13 protein-coding genes and 1 pseudogene are annotated in these 17,952 nt (G+C 73.9%); 8 read left to right on the plus strand and 6 right to left on the minus strand.

Features of this window, described 5'->3' with window-relative positions:
* The coding region (locus tag ACFOY6_RS20840; protein ID WP_379652137.1) for a uroporphyrinogen-III synthase at window positions 1-471 on the minus strand (471 nt) is incomplete at its 3' end.
* 4 nt (window positions 472-475) lie between these two features.
* Window positions 476-1,627, minus strand: a complete 1,152-nt coding sequence (gene hemC, locus ACFOY6_RS20845) for a hydroxymethylbilane synthase (RefSeq protein WP_379652138.1) — start codon at window positions 1,625-1,627, stop codon at window positions 476-478.
* A gap of 47 nt (window positions 1,628-1,674) precedes the next feature.
* On the opposite strand from hemC, the gene tsaD reads away from it, so the two are divergent.
* From tsaD to ACFOY6_RS20865, 4 genes are all read left to right on the plus strand, one after another.
* A complete protein-coding gene (gene tsaD, locus ACFOY6_RS20850; RefSeq protein ID WP_379652139.1) occupies window positions 1,675-2,739 on the plus strand; it encodes a tRNA (adenosine(37)-N6)-threonylcarbamoyltransferase complex transferase subunit TsaD in 1,065 nt (354 codons plus the stop codon).
* Complete coding sequence (locus ACFOY6_RS20855; protein ID WP_379652140.1) at window positions 2,736-3,563, plus strand: 23S rRNA (adenine(2030)-N(6))-methyltransferase RlmJ; 828 nt, start codon at window positions 2,736-2,738, stop codon at window positions 3,561-3,563. Before tsaD ends, ACFOY6_RS20855 begins: the two co-directional genes overlap by 4 nt.
* Complete coding sequence (locus ACFOY6_RS20860) at window positions 3,560-4,552, plus strand: NAD(P)H-dependent glycerol-3-phosphate dehydrogenase (RefSeq protein WP_379652141.1); 993 nt, start codon at window positions 3,560-3,562, stop codon at window positions 4,550-4,552. The genes ACFOY6_RS20855 and ACFOY6_RS20860 overlap by 4 nt, the downstream gene beginning before the upstream one ends.
* Window positions 4,553-4,765: 213 nt before the next feature.
* Window positions 4,766-5,902 carry a THUMP domain-containing class I SAM-dependent RNA methyltransferase gene (locus tag ACFOY6_RS20865; RefSeq protein WP_109516210.1) on the plus strand — a complete coding sequence of 379 codons (1,137 nt, stop codon included), beginning with the start codon at window positions 4,766-4,768 and terminating at the stop codon, window positions 5,900-5,902.
* 9 nt (window positions 5,903-5,911) lie between these two features.
* On the opposite strand, the gene ccmB is transcribed toward ACFOY6_RS20865, so the two are convergent.
* On the minus strand, window positions 5,912-6,562 hold the full coding sequence (gene ccmB, locus ACFOY6_RS20870) for a heme exporter protein CcmB (RefSeq protein ID WP_379652142.1): 651 nt from the start codon (window positions 6,560-6,562) through the stop codon (window positions 5,912-5,914).
* Entirely contained in the window at window positions 6,559-7,167 is a 609-nt protein-coding gene (ccmA, locus tag ACFOY6_RS20875; protein WP_379652143.1) for a heme ABC exporter ATP-binding protein CcmA, read from the minus strand. The genes ccmB and ccmA overlap by 4 nt, the downstream gene beginning before the upstream one ends.
* A 93-nt stretch (window positions 7,168-7,260) precedes the next feature.
* Here ccmA and acnA point away from each other — a divergent pair, with 93 nt between their 5' ends.
* From acnA to ACFOY6_RS20890, 3 genes are all read left to right on the plus strand, one after another.
* Window positions 7,261-9,957, plus strand: a complete 2,697-nt coding sequence (acnA, locus tag ACFOY6_RS20880; RefSeq protein WP_379652144.1) for an aconitate hydratase AcnA — start codon at window positions 7,261-7,263, stop codon at window positions 9,955-9,957.
* 408 nt (window positions 9,958-10,365) lie between these two features.
* The gene (locus ACFOY6_RS20885) at window positions 10,366-11,325 is read left to right on the plus strand and encodes a diacylglycerol/lipid kinase family protein (protein ID WP_379652145.1); all 960 of its coding nucleotides are present in this window, start codon (window positions 10,366-10,368) and stop codon (window positions 11,323-11,325) included.
* A gap of 94 nt (window positions 11,326-11,419) precedes the next feature.
* Window positions 11,420-12,244: a metallophosphoesterase family protein gene (locus ACFOY6_RS20890; protein ID WP_379652146.1), complete on the plus strand. Its 825-nt coding sequence runs from the start codon at window positions 11,420-11,422 to the stop codon at window positions 12,242-12,244.
* A 12-nt stretch (window positions 12,245-12,256) separates the two neighbouring features.
* On the opposite strand, the gene ACFOY6_RS20895 is transcribed toward ACFOY6_RS20890, so the two are convergent.
* Both ACFOY6_RS20895 and ACFOY6_RS24380 read right to left on the minus strand, forming a co-directional pair.
* Window positions 12,257-13,402 carry an MFS transporter gene (locus ACFOY6_RS20895; protein WP_379652147.1) on the minus strand — a complete coding sequence of 382 codons (1,146 nt, stop codon included), beginning with the start codon at window positions 13,400-13,402 and terminating at the stop codon, window positions 12,257-12,259.
* Between the two features lie 51 nt (window positions 13,403-13,453).
* Window positions 13,454-14,500: pseudogene (locus tag ACFOY6_RS24380) on the minus strand (methyl-accepting chemotaxis protein); the annotation flags it as partial.
* A 798-nt stretch (window positions 14,501-15,298) separates the two neighbouring features.
* Between ACFOY6_RS24380 and ACFOY6_RS20905 the strand changes: the two are divergent.
* Window positions 15,299-17,952, plus strand: a 2,654-nt coding sequence (locus tag ACFOY6_RS20905) for a helicase-related protein (protein WP_379652148.1), incomplete at its 3' end; no start/stop codon positions are given.

Raw genomic sequence — 17,952 nt, forward strand, 5'->3', positions numbered from 1 at the left:
GTAGACGACGCGCCGCCGCACGGCGAAGCCCGCGGCGCGCAAGGCCGCCGCCAGCGCGGCGCCGCAGCGCGGCCCCACCGCCAGCAGCAGCGGGCCGGCCCGCGGGTCCAGCCGCGCCACCGCCAGCCGCGCCAGCGAATCGGCATCGCCGGCGGCCGCCTCGACCTGGCGGAAGCCGGCGCGGCGGGCCTCCTCGGCCGTGCCGTCGCCCACCGCCAGCACGGGGCGGGCCAGGAGGCGGTCCTTCTCCGGCCAGCCGGCCAGGGCGCGGGCGATGGCGCGGCTCGGCAGCAGGGTGGCCTGGGCGGGGCGGCCGCTCCCGGCGGGCAGCAGCAGGGCGGGCGGCGGCAGCGGGGCCAGCACCAGGGCAGGCGCCGCCAGCGGGCGCCAGCCCAGCGCCGCCACGGCGGCGGCGGTCTCGGCGCAGCCGGGCTCCGGCCGCGTCACCAGGATGGCGGGCGCCTCCCGCACGGGGCTAGCCGATGAAGATGTCGGCGGGGCTGTCGGCGCGCAGCCCCTCGCCCAGCTCGCGGCCCAGCCGCCCGGCATCGGCGGCGGCGCCGTGGATGCTGCGCTTGAGCAGGAAGCTGCCATCGGGGCGCGCCACCAGCCCGGTCAGGTGCAGCTCGCCATTCGGCAGCAGCCGCGCATGGCCGCCGATCGGCGTGCGGCAGGAGCCGTCGAGCGCCGCCAGCAGCGCCCGCTCGGCACGGGACACGGCGCGCGCGGATCGGTCCTCGATGCCGGAGAGCAGCTCGTGCAGCTCCTCATCCGCCGCGCGCACGGTGATGCCGACGATGCCCTGGCCGGCGGCCGGCACCATCGCCTCGGCGTCCAGCACCACGGAGGCGCGGTCGGCCATCTCCAGCCGCTTCAGCCCGGCAAGCGCCAGCAGCGTGGCATCGGCCTCGCCGGCGGCGAGCTTGGCCAGGCGCGAGCCGACATTGCCGCGGATCATCTGCACCTGCAGGTCGGGCCGCGCGTGCAGCAGCTGCGCCTGGCGGCGCAGGCTGGCGGTGCCGATGCGCGCGCCCGTGGGCAGCGCCGCATAGGGGTCGGCAGCATCGACGGCCGGGCAGTTGGGCCCGAGGATCAGCGTGTCCCGCGCATCCTCGCGCTTCAGCGTGCAGGCCAGCACGATGCCGGGGGGCAGCTCGGTCTCCAGGTCCTTCAGGCTGTGCACGGCGAAATCGATCCGCCCGTCCAGCAGCGCCTCGTGGATCTCCTTGGCGAAGAGGCCCTTGCCGCCGATATCCGCCAGGCGCTTGTCCTGGATGCGGTCGCCCGAGGTGGTGATGACATGCTCCTCGAAGGCCTTGGCGTTGCGCAGCACGGGGCAGAAGCGCAGCAGCAGGTCGAGGAAGGTGCGGGTCTGCCACAGCGCCAGCGGCGAGCCGCGGGTGCCGACGCGCAGCGGCAGCGGCCGCCGCGCATGCGGCTTCACCGGCGCGCCCTGGCGCAGCGTTCCAGGCGCATGGCCCGGCACATGGCCCGGCGGGGGCGCGGCACCGGGGTGGGAACCCGCCGGGAGGCCGCCGCCCATCCGGGTATCGGCCGGGGCGGCGACGCGGGCATAAGCGGAAGCGCCCACCGCGGCAGACGGCAGGACGGGGTGGGCAAGGGACATGCGGGCGTCATAGAACCACCGCCCGGCATTGGGGAAGGCAAGAACGGATGCAATCGGCGCCTATCAGAGGTCCGGTCCTGGGTTTGGAGGCGAGTTGCGACGAGACCGCCGCCGCGATCCTGGCACCGGACGGCACCATCCTGGCGGAAGCGGTGCGCAGCCAGCTGGCCGAGCACACCCCCTTCGGCGGCGTGGTGCCCGAGATCGCGGCGCGTGCCCATCTCGCCCATCTCCCGGCCCTGGCGGCGCAGGTGATGGGCCAGGCGGGCGTGGCGCCGGCCGATCTGGGCGGCATCGCCGCCACGGCGGGTCCGGGGCTGATCGGCGGGCTGATCGTCGGCGCCAGCTTCGGCAAGGGCATGGCGATCGCCCACGGCCTGCCCTTCGTGGCGGTGAACCACCTGGAGGGGCATGCGCTGACGGCGCGGCTTCCGGGTGTCGTCGAGGGCGGGGTGGAATTCCCCTACCTGCTGCTGCTGCTCTCCGGCGGGCATTGCCAGTGCGTGGCGGTGGAGGGTCTCGGCCGCTACCGCCGCCTCGGCTCCACGCTGGACGACGCGGTGGGCGAGGCCTTCGACAAATCGGCCAAGCTGATGGGCCTGCCCTGGCCCGGCGGCCCGGCGCTGGAGAAGCTGGCCGCCAGCGGCGACCCGATGCGCTACCCCCTGCCCCGCCCGATGCTCGGCCGCCCCGGCTGCGATTTTTCCTTCAGCGGCCTGAAGACCGCCGTGGCGCAGATGGTGCCGAAGCTGGAGACGGAGCAGGACCGTGCCGACCTCGCCGCCGCCTTCCAGCGCGTGGTCGCCGCCGTGCTGGCGGACCGGGCGCGCAACGCCCTGGCCATGCTTCCCGGTGCCACCGCCATGGTGGTGGCCGGCGGCGTGGCGGCCAACCAGGGGGTGCGCGCCGCGCTCTCGGCCGAGGCGGCGCGCGCCGGGCTGCCGCTGGTGGCGCCGCCCATCCGGCTCTGCACGGACAATGCGGTGATGATCGCCTGGGCCGGCATCGAGCGGCTGCGCGCCGGCCTCACCGAGCCGCTGGACTTCGCCCCGCGCCCGCGCTGGCCGCTGGCCGAGCTCTCGGCGGAACCGACCGGGGAGCGCGCCGCGTGAACTACCGCCACGCCTTCCACGCCGGCAACTTCGCCGACTGCATGAAGCATGCCCTGCTGGTCCTGCTGATCCGCCGCCTCGCCGCCAAGGACAAGCCCTTCCGGGTGCTCGACACCCATGCCGGCATCGGCGCCTACGACCTCTCCGGCTCCGAGGCGGAGCGCACGGGGGAGTGGCGGCGCGGCGTCGGCCGGCTGCTCGGCCTCACCGAGGGGCCGCTGGCCGACTGGCTGGCGCTGGTGCGCAACGCCGGCTTCCCGCCGCGCTACCCCGGCAGCCCCTCGCTGGTGCGGATGATGCTGCGGCCCAATGACCGCCTCGTGCTGTGCGAGCTGCACGAGGAGGACCACGCGACCCTTCGCACCCTGTTCCGCGGCGACCCGCAGACCGCCGTGCACAAGCGCGACGCCTGGGAGGCGCTGACCGGCCTCACCCCCTTCGCCGAGAAGCGCGGGCTGGTGCTGGTGGACCCGCCCTTCGAGGTGGAGGGCGAGTTCGAGCGCATGGCGGAAGGGCTGGCCCTGGTGGCGCACCGCTTCCGCGCCGGGGTGCAGGCGCATTGGTATCCCATCAAGCACCGTGCGCCGGTGCGTGCCTTCCACACGGCGCTGGCCGAGAGCGGGGTGCGCGACATCCTGGCCTGCGAGCTGTGGCTGCGCGAGCCAACCGACCCGCAGCGGCTGAACGGCTGCGGCCTGGTGGTGGTCAACCCGCCCTGGCGCTTCGAGGAGGAGGCCCGCGCCATCCTCGAAGCATTGCTGGAGCATCTGGGCGAGGGCGAGCCGGGCCAGGGCTGCTCCGTCACCCGCATCGCCGAGGAATGAGCATGCGCCGCATCGCCGTGATCGGCGCCGGGGCCTGGGGTACCGCGCTGGCCATCCAGGCCGCGCGCGCGGGGGCCGCCGTCACGCTCTGGGCGCGCGACCCCGCCCGCGCCGCGGTCATGCAGGCGGCGCGCGAGAACGCCGCCCACCTGCCCGGCCACCGCCTGCCGGAGGCCATCGCCGTCACCGCCGACCCGGCCGCCACGCTGGCGGGGGCGGAGCTGGCCCTGCTGGTGGTGCCGGCGCAGCACATGGCCCGCGTGCTGGAAGGGTTCCCCGCCGCGCTTCCCCCCGTGCTAGTGGCGGCCAAGGGCGTCACCGCCGAGGGGCATCGCCTGCCGCTGGAGACGCTGGCCCTGGTGCGTCCCGGCCTGCCGGCGGGGGTGCTCACCGGCCCCAACTTCGCTGCCGAGGTAGCCGCCGGCCTGCCCGCCGCCGCCGTGGTGGCCGGGCTGCCACCCGCTCTGCGCGAGCAGGCCATCGCGGGCCTCGCCACCGCCGCCTTCCGCCTCTACGGGCAGGATGACGCGGTGGGGGCGCAGGTGGGGGGCGCGGCCAAGAACGTCATCGCCATCGCCGCGGGCGCGGTGATGGGCGCCGGGCTGGGCGAGAATGCCCGCGCCGCGCTGGTGACGCGCGGCATCGCCGAGATCGGCCGGCTCGCCCTGGCGCTGGGCGGGCGGGCGGAGACGGTGGCCGGCCTCTCCGGCCTCGGCGACCTGCTGCTGACCTGCACCGGCCCCGGCAGCCGCAATTTCTCGCTTGGCTTTGCCCTGGGCCAGGGCCGGCAGCTGGCAGACATCCTGGCGGAGCGGAACAGCGTGACGGAGGGCGTGGCCACCGCCCCGGCCCTGCTCGCCCGCGCCCATGCTGAGGGGGTGGAGATGCCCATCGCCGCCGCCGTGGCCGCCGTGCTGGCGGGCGAGGCGGACGTGGCCGGCGCGGTGACGCAACTGATGACGCGGCCCCTGCGGCATGAAGGGGGGTAGGTTGGGGAAGGAATTCCCCAACCCCCTTCTTTTTTCTGATCTGTTTTCGAATCTGGCCGATAGAAAAAAGAAGGGGTTCCAGGGGAATTCATTCCCCTGGCCTTCTCTCCTCCATCTGGCCGATGCCCGCCCGTTGAATCCCCCCGCCATCCCTGCCATGAGGCAGCGCCTTTCCCGCCCGGCGCGGGCAACCCGAACAACCAAGGTGCTGCGGTGAAGGCTGCGTCCGGCGCGACGGCGCGAGACCAGGATTTCGAGATCTTCCTCGCGACCGTGCCCGGGCTGGAGCCCGCGCTGTTCGAGGAGGTGCGCGGCAAGGGCTTCCGGCAGCCCCGCGTGGTGCCGGGCGGCGTCACCCTGCGCGGCGGCTGGCCGGAGGTGTGGCGGGCCAATCTCTGGGTGCGGGGCGCCAGCCGCGTGCTGGCGCGGCTCGCCGCCTTCCGCGCCGTGCATTTCGCGCAGCTCGACGACCGCGCGCGCCAGGTGCCCTGGGCCGATGTCCTGCGGCCGGAGGTGCCGTTCCGGGTGGAGGCCTCCTGCGCCGGCTCCCGCCTCTACCATTCCGACGCCGTGGCCCAGCGCATCGAGACCGCCATCCGCGAGACGCTGGGCGCGACGCCCTCGCCGGAGGCGGCGGTGGTGGTGCGGGCGCGGCTGGAGAACGACCTCTGCACCCTCAGCGTCGACACCTCGGGCGAGCTGCTGCACAGGCGGGGCTACAAGGCGGAGGTCAACCGGGCGCCGATGCGGGAGACGCTCGCCGCGCTGTTCCTGCGCGCCTGCGGCTATGACGGCGCCGAGCCGGTGCTGGACCCGATGTGCGGCTCCGGCACCTTCGTCATCGAGGCGGCGGAGATCGCGGCGCGGCTCAACCCGGGCCGCCACCGCGCCTTCGCCTTCGAGCAGCTCGCCACCTTCGACGAGGATGCCTGGCAGCGGATGCGCGCGGTGCGGAGCGAGCGCGTGCCGGCCTTCCGCTGCCACGGCAGCGACCGCGACGCCGCCGCCGTGGCCATGAGCCGCGCGAATGCCGGGCGTGCCGGGGTCGCCGACCACACGGAGTTCCGCCACTGCACGGTCAGCGAGGCGGTGCCGCCCGAGGGGCCGCCGGGGCTGGTCATCGTCAACCCGCCCTATGGTGCCCGCATCGGGGACAAGGCGAAGTTGGCGGCCCTCTACCGCGCCCTGGGGCAGGTGCTGACGAGCCGCTTCACGGGCTGGCGCGTCGGGATCGTCACCAGCGAGCCGAAGCTCGCCCATGCGACGGGGCTGCCCTTCCTGCCCGGCGGCCCGCCGGTGCCGCATGGCGGGCTGCGCGTGTCGCTGTTCCGGACGGCGCCGCTGGGCTGAGGGCGCCCCTCACTCGGCGCGCAGCGCGGCGGCGGCGGCGAGCGGCGCCAGCGGCAGGGCGGCGGCGGTGAGCGCGCCCAGCAGCAGCAGGAAGGGCCGCACCGCCACCCCGCCCGCCGCCGCCTCGATGCCCGCCGCGCCGAAGATCATCGCCGGGATGGCGAGCGGCAGCACCAGCAGCGGCAGCAGCACGCCGCCGCGCCGGGCGCCCAGCGTCAGCGCCGCCCCCGCCGTGCCGAGCAGCGAGAGGAACAGCGTCGCCAGCCCCAGCACCAGCACCGCCACGCCCCAGGCTGCCTCGGGCAGGTTCAGCATGGCGGCGGCGATGGGGGTGGCCAGCAGCAGCGGCGCGCCGGTGGTCAGCCAGTGGGCCAGCGCCTTGGCCAGCGCGATCTCGAAGCCCGAGAGGCCGCTGAGCAGGAGCTGGTCGAGCGAGCCGTCCTCCGCTTCGGCGCCGAACAGCCGGTCCAGCGGCAGCAGGGCGGCGAGCAGGGCGGCGGCCAGCAGCGCGCCGGGGGCGAGCCGCGCCAGCGCCTCCGGCGCCGGCCCCACGCCAAAGGGGAACAGCGCCGTCACCAGCAGGAAGAACAGCATGGCCGCCAGCGTGTCGGCCGGGTGGCGGAAGGCGAGCAGCAATTCCCGCCGCAGCAGCGCGGTCATTCCAGCCCCCAGGGCTGCTGTTCCAGGCGCAGTTCCCCGGCGCCGTCCAGCGGCAGCGGCACATGGGTGGCGGCTACCACGGCGCCGCCCGCCGCGCGGTGCCGCGCCAGCAGCGCGCCGAAGCGGGCGATGGCGGCGGCATCCAGCCCCACCGTCGGCTCGTCCAGCAGCCAGAGCGGCACGGGCGCCAGGGCGAGGCGGGCCAGCGCCAGCCGCCGCCGCTGCCCGGCCGAGAGCAGCCGCGCCGGCAGCCCGGCCAGCGGCGCGAGATCCACCGCCTCCAGCGCCGGCTCCACCGCGCCGCCCCAGCAGCGCGCCCAGAAGCGCAGGTTCTCGGCCACCGAGAGGCCGGGCTTCAGCGCCTCGGCATGGGCCAGGTAGCGCAGCCGCGACTCGGGGCCCTCGGCCAGGGCCGCGGCGCCGCTCCAGCGCAGGCTGCCCTCGGCCAGCGGCACCAGCCCGGCCAGGGCGCGCAGCAGGGTGGACTTGCCCGCGCCGTTGGCGCCGGTCAGCACCAGGGCCTGCCCCGCCTCCAGGTTGAAGGACAGGCCGGCGAACACCACCCGCCCGCCCCGCTCCACCGCCAACGCATTCGCTTCCAGCACGGCACCTCACACCCCCGCCCGCCGATGGACCGTGGCCGCTCCCCGTGTAATAAGCGGCAGCGTTCGCAGCAAATATTGAGGGGACCCCGGACCATGCGGATGATCGGGCAGGATAGCCTGAAGGCGCGTCGCTCCCTGACGGTGGACGGCAAGGTTTACCACTACTTCAGCCTGCCCGAGGCGGCGAAGAGCATCGGCGATGTCAGCCGCCTGCCCTTCAGCCTGAAGGTCCTGCTGGAGAACATCCTCCGCTTCGAGGATGGCCGCAGCTACTCGGTGAAGGACGCCGAGGCGGTGGCCGAGTGGGTGAAGGAAGGCCGCAGCGAGAAGGAAGTGCCCTTCCGCCCCGCCCGCATCCTGATGCAGGACTTCACCGGCGTGCCCGCCGTGGTCGACCTCGCCGCGATGCGCGACGGCATCACCAAGCTCGGCGGCGACCCGAAGCGCGTGAACCCCCTGGTTCCCGTCGATCTGGTCATCGACCACTCGGTGATGGTGGACGTCTCCGGCAGCGCCTCCTCGCTGCAGAAGAACGTCGACATCGAGTTCGAGCGCAATGGCGAGCGCTACGAGTTCCTGCGCTGGGGCCAGGAGGCGTTCAACAACTTCCGCGTCGTCCCCCCCGGCACCGGCATCTGCCACCAGGTGAACCTGGAATACCTGGCGCAGGGCGTCTGGACCGCCACCGACGGCGACGACACCTTCGCCTACCCCGACAGCTGCTACGGCACCGACAGCCACACCACCATGGTGAACGGCCTCGGCGTGCTGGGCTGGGGCGTCGGCGGCATCGAGGCGGAGGCGGCCATGCTGGGCCAGCCCATCGCCATGCTGATCCCCGACGTCATCGGCTTCCGCCTGCACGGCAAGCTGCGCGAGGGCGTGACCGCCACCGACCTGGTGCTGACGGTGACGCAGATGCTGCGCAAGAAGGGCGTCGTCGGCAAGTTCGTCGAGTTCTACGGCCCGGGCCTCGCCGACATGGCGCTGGCGGACCGCGCGACCATCGGCAACATGGCCCCGGAATACGGCGCCACCTGCGGCATCTTCCCGGTCGACGAGGTGACGCTGGACTACCTGCGCCTTTCGGGGCGCGACGAGCACCGCATCAACCTGGTGCGCGAGTACTACAAGGCGCAGGGCATGTTCGCCGACGCCAGCATGCCGGAGCCGGTGTTCACCGACACGCTGGAGCTGGACATGGCGACGGTGGTGCCGTCCATGGCCGGCCCGAAGCGCCCGCAGGACCGCGTCTCGCTCGACAACGCCGCCCCCGCCTTCGCCAAGGAGCTGGCCTCCGGCAACCTCGGCGTGCCCGGCGACAAGGCCGATTTGCGCGTGCCGGTGGCCGGCGCCAACTACGACCTCGGCCATGGCGACGTGGTGATCGCCGCCATCACCTCCTGCACCAACACCTCGAACCCCTACGTTCTGGTAGCGGCGGGTCTGGTGGCCAAGAAGGCCAACGCGCTGGGCCTGAAGCCCAAGCCCTGGGTCAAGACCTCGCTCGCCCCCGGCTCCCAGGTGGTGACCGACTACCTGAACAAGGCCGAGCTGAGCCAGCACCTCGACGCGCTGGGCTTCCAGACGGTGGGCTATGGCTGCACCACTTGCATCGGCAATTCCGGCCCGCTGCCGGACCCGATCGTCGACGCGATCGAGGACAACAAGCTGGTCGCCGTCTCGGTGCTGTCGGGCAACCGCAACTTCGAGGGCCGCGTGCACCAGAACGTGCGCGCCAACTACCTGGCCTCGCCGCCGCTCGTCGTCCTCTACGCGCTCGCCGGCTCCATCACGCTTGACGTGACGACGCAGCCGATCGGCACCGGCAAGGACGGCCAGCCCGTCTACCTGAAGGACATCTGGCCGACGCAGAAGGAGGTGAACGACACCGTCGCCGCCGTCGTGACGCGCGAGATGTTCCAGGCCCGCTATTCCGACGTCTTCAAGGGCCCGGAGCAGTGGCAGGCGATCCGCGTCGATGCCGGGTCGGACACCTACAAGTGGAACGGCGGCTCCACCTACGTGCAGAACCCGCCCTATTTCGAGGGCATGGACGCCGAGCCGAAGCCGATCGCCTCGGTGCAGGGCGCCCGCGTGCTGGCCAAGCTGGGCGACTCGATCACCACCGACCACATCAGCCCGGCCGGCAACATCAAGAAGACCTCCCCCGCCGGCGAGTATCTGGGCGAGCACCAGGTGCGGCAGGCGGACTTCAACAGCTACGGCGCCCGCCGCGGCAACCATGAAGTGATGATGCGCGGCACCTTCGCCAACATCCGCATCAAGAACGAGATGGTGCCCGGCATCGAGGGCGGCATCACGAAGCACCAGCCCTCGGGCGAGGTGATGCCGATCTACGACGCGGCCATGCGCTACAAGGCCGAGGGCACGCCGCTCGTCATCTTCGGCGGCAAGGAATACGGCACCGGCTCGTCCCGCGACTGGGCGGCCAAGGGCACCTTCCTGCTGGGCGTGAAGGCCGTCATCACCGAGAGCTTCGAGCGCATCCACCGCTCGAACCTGGTCGGCATGGGCGTGCTGCCGCTGGTGTTCAAGCCGGGCGAGAACCGCGAGACGCTGGGCCTGACCGGCGAGGAGACCATCGACATCCTGGGCCTCGAGGAGCTGAAGCCCCGCATGGTGCTGGACCTCGTCATCCATCGCCCGGACGGCACCACCACCACCACCCAGGTGCAGTGCCGCGTCGATACGGCCGACGAGGTCGAGTACTACAAGAATGGCGGCATCCTGCACTACGTGCTGCGCAACATGGCCAAGGCCGCCTGAGGCCGCGCCGGACGGCGGGGGCGGTGGCGCAAGCCCGGCCCCTCCGGGCGGCAGGCAGGAAAAGGGCGCGTCCCCGGGCGGGGGCGCGCCCTTTCCGCGTTCAGGGGGCGGGCGGCTTCAGTTCTCCGGCCGCTGCATGCGCAGCGGCCCGAAGAGTGGCGCGTTCCAGGGCAGGGCCATCAGGCCCCGCAGCATGTTGCGGGCGGTGAGAGGCCGCTGGCGGGTGGTCCAGTTCATGGGAATGTCTCCTCTGCTGCGCGACGCTGTCGAGTATCGTTCCCAATGGTGAAGCCTTCCTGAATTGCCCCTGAACTGCGGGCCATCTGGCCAAAAAGCCATCCGCCAGCCATGTCGCCCCGCAACCGCCCCGCTCAGGCCGCGTTCGGGCGCTGGAGAACCCCCCTGCCCATGCGCGCCACCCTGCTGCTGAACCCCCGCTCCGGCACGCTGCTGGGCGAGCCCGGACTCGCCGAGGCCCTGCCGGAAGCGCTGCGCCGCGCCGGCTTCGACCTCACCGTCATCGCCCCCGACGCGGCGCCGGACCTGCCCGGCCGCATCGCCCTGGCGCTGGAGACGGCCCCCGAGGCGCTCATCATCGGCGGCGGCGACGGCACCATCCGCAGCGCCGCCGCCGCGCTGCGCGGCACCGGCGTGGCGCTCGGCGTGCTGCCGCTCGGCACCATGAACCTGCTGGCCCGCGACCTCGGCCTGCCGATGCCGCCGCTGGAGGCCGCCGCCGCCCTGGGCGGTGCCCATGTGGCGCCGATCGACCTGGCGGAGGTGAATGGCGAGATCTTCCTCTGCCAGTCCGTCATCGGCCTGCCCAACCGCATCGGCCAGCACCGCGAGCGCTCCCGCGGCGACGGGCGGCTGGCCTCGCGCTGGCGGGTGGTGGTGGGGGCGGCGCGCGCCTTCTGGCGGCACCCGCCGCTGCGGCTCGGGCTGCGCCTGGGCACGCCAGGGCAGCCACCCGAAGCGGCGCCCGTGCTGCGTGTCTGGACCCGCGCCCTCTCGGTTGTGAACAACGCCTATGGCGAGGCGCCGGGCGCGCTGTTCCACCGGCCGCGCCTGGATGGCGGCATCCTGACCCTGCATGTGGCGCGCGGTTTCGGCCTGTGGTGGGTGGTGCGGCTGCTGCTGGCCATGGCCGCAGGCCGGTGGCGGCGGCAGTCCGGCCTGCTCAGCCGCCAGGCGACCGCCATTGTCCTGCACGCCCGCAAGCGCCACCTCTGGGTGATGAACGATGGCGAGGCGGCGCTGCTGGAGACCCCCCTGCACTACAGCCTCCACCCCCGGGCGCTGAAGGTGCTGGTGCCGCGCGGCCATGGGGCCGGGGCCGGGCAGGAGCAGGGGCCGGAGCCTGGCTGAGGGCCCGCGCATCCTTCCGCGCGCTCCGGGCGTTCTGCAACATCGTCCGCCGCATGGCCCGTCCTCCGCGATGCCCGCCCCAGGAATTCCCGCAATGACCTTGCCGCACCGCATCGACCACATCTCCGACCTGCATTTCGGCCGGGTGGACGAGCGCGCGGCGGAGGCGCTGATCGAGACGCTGAACGCCGAGCCGGCCAACCTGGTGGTGATCAGCGGCGACCTGACGATGCGCGCCCGCTCGCGCGAGTACCGCGCGGCGTGCCGCTTCATGGAGGCGCTGCGCGCGCCGCTGCTGGTGGTGCCCGGCAACCACGACATCACCAATTACTGGCCCTGGGAGCGCTTCCTGGACCCCTTCGGCCGCTGGCGCCGCTTCGTCGGCGGCGAGACGGAGCCGTTCTGGCGCAATGACCATGTGGCGGTGATCGGGCTGAACACGGTGGTGCGCGGCGGGCTGCACCTTGCCTGGGAAGGCGGGCGGGTGAAGCGCCACCGGCTGAAGCGCCTGCTGGACCGGCTGGACGAATTGCCGCCCGGCCTGTTCCGCATCGTCGTGGCGCACCACCCCTTCCTGGCACCCGAGGACGCCCCGGGCACGCCCCTGGCCCGCCGCGCGGCGCCGGCGCTGGAGGCGTTGCAGCGCGCCGGCGTGCGGCTGATCCTCTCAGGCCATCTGCACCGCGGCTATGTGCGGCTGCACCGCGGCGCCGCGGCGCCGGATTCGCAGCGGCCGGAGCTGCTGGTGGTGCAGGCCGGCTCGGCCATCTCCACCCGGCTGCGCGGCGAGCCGAATGCCTACAACCGCATCATCATCCAGGACCATGCGGCCCGCATCGAGCCGCGCCGCTGGGACGGCGCGGCCTGGGTGAGCGCCGCCGCCCCCGCCTGGCCCACCACGGTGCTGGCCGAGGACTGAGCGCGCCGCGCATCAGCGGGCCGGCAGGCGCCAGGCCAGCGGCAGCGCCAGGGCGCAGAGCCCCGCCATCAGCAGGAACACGCCGCCGCCCCAGGCGGCGTAGAACGGCCCCGAGAGCAGGGTGAACACCCCCATCAGCAGGCCGACGCCGAGGGCGGCGTGCAGCGCCTGCGCGGTGCCCGCCTGCTCGGCCGGCACCAGCCGCAGGATCATGTGCATCGCCGCCAGGTGCTGGGCGCCGAAGGTGAGCGCGTGCAGCACCTGCATCAGCGCCAGGGCGGGCAGCCAGACGGTGCCGGCCATCAGCCCCCAGCGCAGCAGCCCCGCCCCCGCCGCCAGCAGCGCCATGCCGCGTGGCCCGACCCGCGCCATCAGCCGCCGCCCGAGCAGGAACAGCACCACCTCCCCCACCACGCCCAGGGCCCAGAGCAGGCCGATGGTGGCGGTGGAATGCCCCGCCGCCGTCCAGTGGATGCTGCCGAAGCCGTAATAGGCGGCGTGGCTGCTCTGGATCAGCCCGGAGAGCAGCAGCAGCCGCGCGAAGCCGGGCAGGCGCAGCGTGGCGCCGAAGCCGCCCTTCGCCTGGCGCGGGGGCCGTTGCGGCGGGCGCGGCATCAGCAGGGTGGCGGCCAGGGTGGCCAGCATGGCGGCGCCGATCAGCACCGGCACGGCGCCATAGCCCCACACCCCCACCAGCCAGCCGGCCAGCATCGCCGCCGCCATGAAGGCCACCGAGCCGGCGGCGCGGACCTGCCCGTAGTCGAACAGCCCCTGGCGGGCGGCGGCGAGGCAGAGCGCGTCGGCCAGGGGCACCTGCGGCGCCATGGCGATGCCGAGCAGCACCTGCACCAGGATGAAGCCCAGCAACCCCGCCGCCGCCAGGAAGCCGCCCGCCACCAGCAGGCCCAGCAGCGCCAGCCCGCCCAGCAGCAGCCGGGCATCGCCCAGCGCGTCCGCCCAGCGCCCGGCCGCCGGCCCGGCCAGCAGCCGCGCCAGCGAGCCCAGTGCCAGCGCCAGCGCGATCTCGCCGGGCGAGAGGCCCCGGGCGGCCAGGAAGGCCGGCAGGAAGGGCTGCGTGACGCCGATGGCGGCGAAGATGGCGCTCAGCAGCAGGACATGGCGCAGGACGGGAAAGCGGAGGGCGGAGATGGCAGGCACCAGAGGAGTCGGGAAGAAAGGGGCAGGCCGCCCCCGCCCTTCCCTTCTGCCTCAGGCCTGCCCGATGCGCAGCAGGAATCCATCCACCGCGCTGCGCAGCGTGGTGTTGCGCTGCTGCAGGCTCGCCGCCGCCTCGGAAAGCCGGCCGACCTCCTGCTGCGCCTCGCCGGCGGCGCCGCGCACCTCGCCGCTGCGCTGCGCCACCTCGCCCGTGCCCTGCGCGGCGGCGGCGGCGGCGCGGGCGATCTCGCGGGTGGCGGCGCCCTGCTGCTCCACCGCCGCGGCGATGCTGCCGCTGATGCGATCCACCTCCGCGATAGTGCCGGCGATGCCGCTGATCGCCTCCACCGCCGCGCCCGTGGCCTGCCGCATGGCGGTGATCTGGCTGCTGATCTCCTCGGTGGCGCGGGCGGTCTGCCCGGCGAGGTTCTTCACCTCGGAGGCGACCACGGCGAAGCCCTTGCCTGCCTCCCCCGCCCGCGCCGCCTCGATCGTGGCATTCAGCGCCAGCAGGTTGGTCTGACCGGCGATGTCGCCGATCAGCTTCACCACGTCGCCGATGCGCGCCGCCGCCTCGGTCAGCCCCTGCACCGTCTGGTCGCTGCGGCGGGCGGCCTCGGCGGCGCCGGCGGTCACCTGGGTGGCCTCGGCCGTCTGGCGGGCGATCTCCTGCACGGCGGAGGCCATCTGCTCGGCGGCGGCGGCGACGGTGCGCACCTCCTGCGACGTGCCATCGGCGGCGCTGGCCGCCGCGCCACCCGCCCGCGCGGTGCGGTCGGCCACGCCGCGCAGCGTGGCGGAGGCGCTCTCCACCGCCCCGGCCGCCTGGCTCAGCCCGGCCATGGCGGCATCCACCTCCTGGCGGAAGTCGCTCACGGCCGTGGCATAGGCCTCGGCGCGCCGCAGCCGGGCCTCCGCCGCTTCCCGCGCCTGCTGCTCCACCCCTTCGGCATGGCGCAGATTCTCGCGCAGGCTCTCGGCCGCGCCGGCCAGCACGCCGATCTCGTCCGGCCGGCTGGCACCGGGGACGGGCTGGCCCAGATCGCCCGCCGCCATGTTGGCGATGCCCCCCGTGGCGGCCGAGAGCGGCCGCAGGATGCTGCGGCGGATGGTGACGATCAGCGTTGCGCCCAGTATGGCGAGGCCCGTGCAGACCAGCGCCAGCAGCATGGCGGAGAGGCGGTCGGCATAGGCGATGGCCTCCCGGGCCGCATGCTCGCTCTGCGCCTCGGCGCTCTTGGCGGCACGGTCCAGCATCTCGTTCAGGGCCCGGCGGTTGGCCCGGTTGGCCTCGTTGTTGCCCATGGCGTTGGCGGCGGGGGGCCCTGTCTCCACGCCGACGCGGGCGACCTCGGTGCGGAATCGCACGAACTCACCGGTGATGCGCGACAATTCGTGGAAGGCGGGAAGCTCCTCCGGCCGCAGCAGGGCCTGCCAGGCCTCCATCTCGGCCTGCAGCCCGGCCAGGGCGCGGCGCAGCGAGGCGGCCGCCTTCTCCGCATCGCTGCCGGGCTGGGCGAAATACAGCAGGCGGCTGTCCGAGACCGCCTCCATGACCCGCCCGTTCACCCGCTCGACCCGCCAGGCGATCGCGCCGGTCCGCTGCGTGGCCTGCACCTCCACCCGGTAGCTGGAGAGCGCCCACATGGCAAAGCTGGCCGTGACCAGCGCCACCAGCGCAGACAGCCCCAGCAGGACGTAGAGGCGTGTGGCGAGCGAACGCGACAACCAGCCGATCATGAAATCTCTCACCCTCTTCCGGACGTGCCGCCCCCTATGCGGGCTGCCCGCAGGGCCCGTGCATCCTCAGCGGGGCAGTGCTGCCATTCCGTTAAAAAGCCCCGCCGCGCGCAGCGTGGTTGCCAAGCCCCCTCGCTTGGCCCACTTAGGCACGAGATGCCCGTTCTCTCCCCGTACTCGTCCTCCACCGCCTCCATGTTTCCCGCGCGCGTCAAGGCCGTCCTGGGTCCGACCAACACCGGCAAGACCCACTTGGCCATCACCCGCCTGCTGGCGCATGAGACCGGCATCATCGGCTTTCCGCTGCGCCTGCTGGCGCGGGAGAACTACGACCGCATGGTGGCGCTGAAGGGGGAGGAGCGTGTCGCTCTCATCACCGGCGAGGAGAAGATCCTGCCGCCCGGCGCCAAGTGGTTCGCCTGCACGGTGGAGGCCATGCCGCTCGACCGGCGGGTGGAGTTCGTCGCGGTGGACGAGATCCAGCTCTGCGCCGACCCGGACCGCGGCCATGTCTTCACCGACCGGCTGCTGCATGCGCGCGGCATGGTCGAGACCATGTTCCTCGGCGCCGAGACCATCCGCCCGCTGCTGCAGCGGCTGGTGCCGCAGGCCGAGATCGAGACCCGGCCGCGGCTGTCGCAGCTGCGCTATGCGGGGCCCGCCAAGCTGACGCGGCTGCCGCCGCGCTCCGCCGTGGTCGCCTTCTCGGCCAGCGAGGTCTATGCCATCGCCGAGGCGATCCGCCGCCGGCGCGGCGGCTGCGCGGTGGTGATGGGCCGGCTCAGCCCGCGCACCCGCAACGCCCAGGTGGCGCTCTACCAGAACCGCGAGGTGGACTTCCTGGTGGCGACGGACGCCATCGGCATGGGGCTGAACATGGATGTGGACCATGTCGCCTTCGCCTCGCTGCAGAAGTTCGACGGCCACCGCCCCCGCCCGCTCTCGGCGCAGGAGGCGGCGCAGATCGCCGGCCGCGCCGGGCGCGGCATGCGCGACGGCACCTTCGGCGTGACGGCCGACTGCCCGCCCCTGCCGGAGGAGATGGTGGCCAAGATCGAGGGCCATCACTTCGAGTCGCTCGGCACGCTGGCCTGGCGCAACGCCGATCTCGACCTCTCCGGCATCGACGCGCTGCTCGACAGCCTGGCCGCCCCGCCGCCCGTGCCCGGCCTCGCCAAGGGCAATGACGCGACCGACCACATCACCCTCGAGGCCCTCTCGCGCGACCAGGAGATCCGCCAGGTGGCGCGCGGGCGGACGCGCATGCGGCTGCTGTGGGAAGCCTGCCAGATCCCGGATTTCCGCAAGCTGGCCGATGACAGCCACACGCGGCTCTGCGCCCGCGTCTTCCTCCACCTGGCGAAGGAAGGGCACCTGCCCGCCGACTGGGTGGCCGGGCAGATCGCCCAGTGCGCCACCACCGAGGGCGACCTCGACACGCTGATGACGCGCCTCTCGGCGATTCGGGTCTGGACCTATATCGCGGCGCGTGCAGACTGGGTGCGCGACGCCGCCCGTTTCCAGGACGCCGCCCGCGCCGCCGAGGATGCTGTCAGCGATGCGCTGCATGAGCGCCTGACCGCCCGCTTCGTCGACCGCCGCGCGGCGCACCTGATCCGCCGGCTCGACGAGTCCGCCGACGAACTCCTCTCCGCCGTCACCCGCCAGGGTGAGGTGGTGGTGGAAGGCCACCCCGTTGGCCAAGTGAAGGGTTTCGTGTTTGAACCCGATGCCGCTGCGGGTAATGGGGAGGAGCGCAAGCTTGTCCTGCGTGCCGCCCGCCGTGCCCTGCAGAGTGAGATGCCGAAGCGCGTGACTGAGATCGAAACCGCGTCCGACGACGCTTTCGCCCTGACCCCGTCCCACCGCATCACCTGGAACGGTGACGAGGTCGCCCGCCTGCGGCCCGGACCCACCCCGGACAAGCCGCTGGTCGAGCCGCTGCCCACCGACCTGCTGGACGGCGCGCAGCGGGAGCGTATCCGCGCCCGCCTCGCCACCTGGATCGAGGCGGCCATCAAGCGGGAATTCGCCCCGCTCGACGTGGTGGAGGCCAAGGCGGCCGAGGATGGCGCGCTGCGCGGCCCCGCATTCCGCCTGCGCGAGTATCTCGGCCTGGTGCCCGGCGGCACCGAGGCGGAGGTGAACCCCGAGCTGCGGCAGAAGCTGAAGGCCATCGGCATCCGCGCCGGGCGCTTCGCGCTCTATCTGCCCGAAATGCTCAAGCCCAAGCCGATGGCGCTGCGCGCCCAGCTCTGGGCGCTGAAGGCCGAGTGCGACGTGCCGGTGGTGCCGGGCGGCGGTCTCGTCTCCGTGCCGCCGCCGGAAGGCTGGCCGGAGGGCTTCGCCGCCACCATGGGCTGGGTGCAGGCCGGGCCGGTGCTGCTGCGGCTCGACGTCGCCGAGCGCGTGGCCGGCGAGCTCGGCCACCTGACCCGCCGCGCGCCCGCCATGCTGCCGGCCGACGTGGCCAGCCGCCTGGGCGTGAAGGCCGACGTGCTGCCCGCCGTGCTGCAGGCGCTGGGCTTCCGGCTGCTGACGCCGGAGGCGCTGGCCGAGGATGCGTTCGGCCCGCCTGCCCCCGCCATGGTCAGCGCCCGCCGGGAGGACCGCGGCCGCTTCCGCCCGGGCCGCCCCGGCGAGCGCCGCGATGGCCGCCCGGCGGAGCGCCGCCCGGAGCGGGGCGGCGAACGCGGTGGCGAGCGTGGGGGCGAACGTGGCCCCCGCCCGCCGCGCGAGGCCGCGCCCGCCGCCGAAGGCACCCCCGAGGGCACGCCCCCGGCGCTGGAGCGGGGGCCGCGCCGCGAGCG

Origin of the sequence: Teichococcus aestuarii (assembly GCF_042651065.1) — a bacterium.
GTDB lineage: Bacteria > Pseudomonadota > Alphaproteobacteria > Acetobacterales > Acetobacteraceae > Pseudoroseomonas > Pseudoroseomonas aestuarii.

Excerpts from the sequence above, each read along its gene's own strand:
- acnA (WP_379652144.1), top strand. The coding sequence starts at position 7,261 with ATGCGGATGATCGGGCAGGATAGCCTGAAGGCGCGTCGCTCCCTGACG.
- ACFOY6_RS20885 (WP_379652145.1), top strand. The coding sequence starts at position 10,366 with ATGCGCGCCACCCTGCTGCTGAACCCCCGCTCCGGCACGCTGCTGGGC.
- tsaD (WP_379652139.1), top strand. The coding sequence starts at position 1,675 with ATGCAATCGGCGCCTATCAGAGGTCCGGTCCTGGGTTTGGAGGCGAGT.
- ACFOY6_RS20890 (WP_379652146.1), top strand. The coding sequence starts at position 11,420 with ATGACCTTGCCGCACCGCATCGACCACATCTCCGACCTGCATTTCGGC.
- ACFOY6_RS20860 (WP_379652141.1), top strand. The coding sequence starts at position 3,560 with ATGAGCATGCGCCGCATCGCCGTGATCGGCGCCGGGGCCTGGGGTACC.
- ccmB (WP_379652142.1), bottom strand. The coding sequence starts at position 6,562 with ATGACCGCGCTGCTGCGGCGGGAATTGCTGCTCGCCTTCCGCCACCCG.
- hemC (WP_379652138.1), bottom strand. The coding sequence starts at position 1,627 with ATGTCCCTTGCCCACCCCGTCCTGCCGTCTGCCGCGGTGGGCGCTTCC.